Below are 4569 nucleotides of genomic sequence, written 5' to 3'. Positions count from 1 at the left end.
CTTTAGTCGATGCAAAAGCAGTTAGCCAAGAATTAAACCAACAATAAAAAGGGGTATATGAATATGAAGAAAGCCATTATTATAATTGCAAGCACAGCAATTACTTTATACACAATAAAAAATAGAAAAAAGAAAAATAATGAAAATGTTCTATATTATCCATACACACTATTAGAGAAAAAATAAAAGACAAGGTACCCTATCGTAATGAGGATATCTTGTCTTTTATTTTTTCCATATTGTCTTTAGAGGATTTCCTTCTCCTTTTCCCGAATGTATTAAGCGGGATTTTTACACATATTTTAAAGGGGCATATATACAAATGGATACACAACAACTATATTTTTTAAACGATATCGGTAAACAAAAACCAGAAAGTATTCGGAATAGAAGCGCTGCATGTCCATTTTGCGATAAAGAACATTTAACGGATATTTTAGCAACTGATGGTTCTATTATTTGGTTAAAAAATAAATTTCCTACATTACAAGATACATTTCAAACGGTGCTGATTGAAACGGATAATTGCGAAGATCATATCGCAACATATACAGAAGAACATATGCGAAAATTAATGCAATTTTCTATTCAACATTGGTTACACTTACAGAAGAACGAAGAATTTGCATCTGTAATTTTATACAAAAATCACGGTCCATTTTCAGGTGGAAGTTTGCATCATGCACACATGCAAATTATCGGAATGAAATATGTAGATTATCTTGAAAATATTGAAGAAGAAAATTTTCAAGGGGTAATTGTTCAAAAAAATGAACGCATTGAGCTTAATATTTCAGAGCGTCCCATTATTGGCTTCACTGAATTCAATATAATCATTGATAATATTTCATATATAGATGAAATGGCAAATTACATTCAGCAAACTGTACGTTACATACTGATAGATTTCCATAAAGGATGCAGTAGTTATAACTTATTCTTCTATTACTTAAATGGAAAAATCATTTGTAAAGTTGTACCTAGATTTGTCGTTTCACCATTGTATGTAGGATATAAAATACCGCAAGTTTCTACAAAACTAGAAGAGGTGAAAATACAACTCACGCAGTATTTCACGAAAGAAAAGGATGAAATTATTCATAAAAAAACAGAGTAGGTATAGAAAACCTACTCTTTTACCCCGCATTAATGAGCAGTAAAACTTCCACCTCAAAATCCGGAAAACGCTAGAATTTAGGCGGAAGATTAACTGCTCGTAAAAGCCCGATTGGTGAAGACTAATAATCAGCGGGGGATGAACAGACTCCCCCACTGATTAAAGTTTCACTTTATTACACCTTTATTTCGATAGTACACATCTTCTAGTCCGATGTTATACTTCATGTTATTATCCGTCCACTCTGGCCCTAAATTCCCTGGCCATCCAGATGTATTCGCTATATATTTCAGTAATGCAAAATCAGTCAAACCTTTTTGCACCCCACGCTTATATCCTTTCATTAAATGCGGCATTGCAATTTGCGCATTTGTACGTGGATCTTTCAGCTCATCATCAGTTAAATGTTCTGGTGCAAGCCCGCCGCCGCGGTGTAGTTGAAACAATCCAAATGAAGTTCCATTATCTCCAACACTTCTTGGATTTAATCGACTTTCATGCTCGGCAATTGCAAGAGGTATCCATTCCGGAAGATTTACTTTCTTCGCTTCCTCTATAATGATTTGTTTCATCTGTTTTGCTTCTTCTGAATCAACATAGCTTGTTCCATTCACTAGCTTATCCATTCCTTCAGACTTTCCTTGGAAATATAAATATACTCCAAGAACAACTAAAAATCCTACAAAGAATTTCTTCACTACCTCTACCTCTTTCTCCGCTGAAATTTGTCCCCTTTCAGCCTTCCCTTTACAATTACCTACATTCTATTACTCTTTTATCATAGCAAATAACTATACGTATTATCATCATGCTTTAGACCGATTTTGTGAAAAAACAGCTGGTAAATACGTGCAAAAATGTAACTTTCATAGACTATAACGCATTTATTGTATATAATTGTAAACTGAACTCTATATATAGAATAGGAGCGTACAAAATGAAAAAATGCCTAACACTCTTGTTCAGCATTTTACTACTCATCCCTACCTACACCTCTGCACAAACATCATCAAAACCAAAAGTACTTGTTTTGTATAGTACACAAGACGATAAAGTTTCAAATAATGTCCAAATCCTTAATACTCAATTAGGACATTTTACAAATGATATAACCGTAAAAAACTTAAAAGAAGCAACTTCAATTAATAACGTATCCTCCTATACACATATTGTTTATATCGGTGAAACAAAAGAAGCGTTTTCTGATGAAACGAAACAATTTCTAGAAAACTTCTCCGGCCCTGTATTAGTATTAGGACAAAATGTTGAACAATTATCTAAGCGTTTTTCTTTCATTACATTAAAGAGTGACGATATACGAGTTAATAAAATTGAATATCCAGAAAAGAAGCTAAAAAATGCCTTAGAAGAGGAACGATTAATTCAATCATTTGATACGAATGGAACTGTGCTTGCTAACGCTTTAAGCTCAAATAACACTAACCCACTAATCGTTCAGCATGAAATATCTTATTATGTTGCAACACCTAACCTCTTTGACTGGATGTCTCATTACGTCGGTGAAATGTTATTTTCTTATTTCAGCCAAAAACCAACGAAAAATAAAGTTGAAGCTTATTTACGTCTTGAGGATGTTCACCCAGCAGCAGATATAAATCAATTAAAAGAAATTGCTGAATTACTAAAAGAGAAAAAGATGCCTTACATGATTACTGTTATTCCGGTATATAAAGATCCAGATACAGGAAAGATAATACATTTAAAAGATAAACCAGAACTAGTTGATCTTTTACGCTCTATGCAAGATGATGGTGCAGCAATTATTATGCATGGTTATACTCACCAATTTTATGACAGTGAAACAGGTGAGGGCTTTGAATTTTGGGATGTCAAAACAGATCAACCAATTCGCCAACCGAAGCATGAAAAACCGAAGACAAAAGATGACTTTCCAAATATAGAGGCATATAACCAATATGTAAAAAAAGGGGAAGAATTCGAGGGAAAATATACGAAAGATCATATTGAAAAAGGAATTCAAGAACTTGTAGATGCTAAACTATATCCTGTTGCCTTTGAAGCACCTCATTACACGATGTCTCAAAAAGGATATGAAATATTATCAAGGTACTTTTCAACTTATGTAGGACAACTACAGTTAAATGATACAACTTGGAAATCCATGCACTCACCATATTATACAAGTACTCCGTCATTTTTACATGGAATGAAACTATTGCCTGAAACAGTCGGATTTATTGAAGAAGATACGCCACAAACTATTGCTAAAATGAAAGAACGTGCTCTATCTGTTTCTAAATTATCCGATGGAGTTATTGGTGCATTCTATCATCCTTACTTAGGTGTGAAACCATTAAAAGAAGTATTAAAGGATCTAGAAAGTATTCCAAATATAGAGTGGATTGATTTACAAAAGGAAAAGAATGAAGTAAAAATGAAAGATATTCATATTACGACGAATAAAGACGGCATTCACGTTGAAAAACCAACCAGTGCGAATGACATAATTGATTATATAAAGCAATATGGCTTCTTCCTTATACTGGGGTTCGTTATCATTGTCTTTCTTTTATTATTAAAACGTGCGAGAAAATTAGAATCCTAATACAAAACCACCGAGCGGAACGCTTGGTGGTTTTTTGTCATATATCAAACCGTGGCATTTTATTAAATACATTCAATTTTCACTTTTTCCGTTACATGATTAAAACTATAATTCTCCTATCCTTTCAAATAAAATCGAATGGTATTTTCATATATTGTTTCTGCAACCTGATCAACAGATATGTTTTTTATAACACTAATTTCCTTTAATACATCTCGAATCATTCTCGGGTGCGTCATAACATCGTCTTGAAATTCCCACGGTCCATCTGTTTCTACCATCATATATTCAAGCGGATAATACGAAACAATTTTTCTAATCTTCTCCTTATGTAAAACATCCGGTGTAATCGAAATATAATAACCATTCTTCATCATCCGTTTCATTGTTTCATCACTTCCTTTAAACCAATGGAAATGTGCACGTGAAACTTTATATTTCTCTAGCAAATCACATACAGTGTCAGCATCTTCATAAACTGCGTGTAATATAATCGGCAAATTATACTTACTAGCTAGTTCTATAAATTTTTTCAATACAGCTATGTATGGATCTACAGCAATGCTTTCATCTTCTTTCCTCAAATAATAGGGCAAACCTACTTCACCAATCGCAACAATTTCCTCTGCGTTCTGTTCAATAAGTTTATAAATCTGTTCACACTCTTCTTTATGAATCTGTTGCTCTGGATGAAACCCTATCGCTGGATATATAAAGGGATACTTCTTCGCTAAAGATAACGTTTCCTTACAAGATTGATAATTCATAGATACAGCAATAAGCCCCTTTATTTCATTACTATTTTCCACCTCTTTCAGTAATCTGTTCTTCTCTTCATCCTTATATTGATCAACATGTATATGAC

5 protein-coding genes are annotated in these 4569 nt (G+C 33.2%); 3 read left to right on the top strand and 2 right to left on the bottom strand.

Features of this window, described 5'->3' with window-relative positions:
- The first annotated feature begins 57 nt into the window (after positions 1–57).
- Both ABWK52_RS26500 and ABWK52_RS26495 read left to right on the top strand, forming a co-directional pair.
- Entirely contained in the window at positions 58–186 is a 129-nt protein-coding gene (locus ABWK52_RS26500; protein ID WP_001998915.1) for a hypothetical protein, read from the top strand.
- 136 nt (positions 187–322) lie between these two features.
- Complete coding sequence (locus tag ABWK52_RS26495) at positions 323–1117, top strand: DUF4931 domain-containing protein (protein WP_002004289.1); 795 nt, start codon at positions 323–325, stop codon at positions 1115–1117.
- Positions 1118–1284: 167 nt separating this feature from the next.
- Here the strand turns inward: ABWK52_RS26495 and ABWK52_RS26490 are convergent, their stop codons facing one another.
- The gene (locus ABWK52_RS26490; RefSeq protein WP_000713248.1) at positions 1285–1815 is read right to left on the bottom strand and encodes a transglycosylase SLT domain-containing protein; all 531 of its coding nucleotides are present in this window, start codon (positions 1813–1815) and stop codon (positions 1285–1287) included.
- A gap of 239 nt (positions 1816–2054) precedes the next feature.
- Between ABWK52_RS26490 and ABWK52_RS26485 the strand changes: the two genes are divergently transcribed.
- Positions 2055–3704: a DUF2334 domain-containing protein gene (locus ABWK52_RS26485; protein WP_098509134.1), complete on the top strand. Its 1650-nt coding sequence runs from the start codon at positions 2055–2057 to the stop codon at positions 3702–3704.
- Between the two features lie 116 nt (positions 3705–3820).
- Here ABWK52_RS26485 and ABWK52_RS26480 read toward each other — a convergent pair.
- The coding region (locus ABWK52_RS26480; protein WP_353772249.1) for a TatD family hydrolase at positions 3821–4569 on the bottom strand (749 nt) is incomplete at its 5' end.

It is taken from the genome of Bacillus sp. AP50, assembly GCF_040492675.1.
Taxonomy (GTDB): domain Bacteria; phylum Bacillota; class Bacilli; order Bacillales; family Bacillaceae_G; genus Bacillus_A; species Bacillus_A cereus.
Note: the sequence above shows the minus strand (reverse complement) of the source record. Positions and strands in the feature narration are given on the sequence as shown.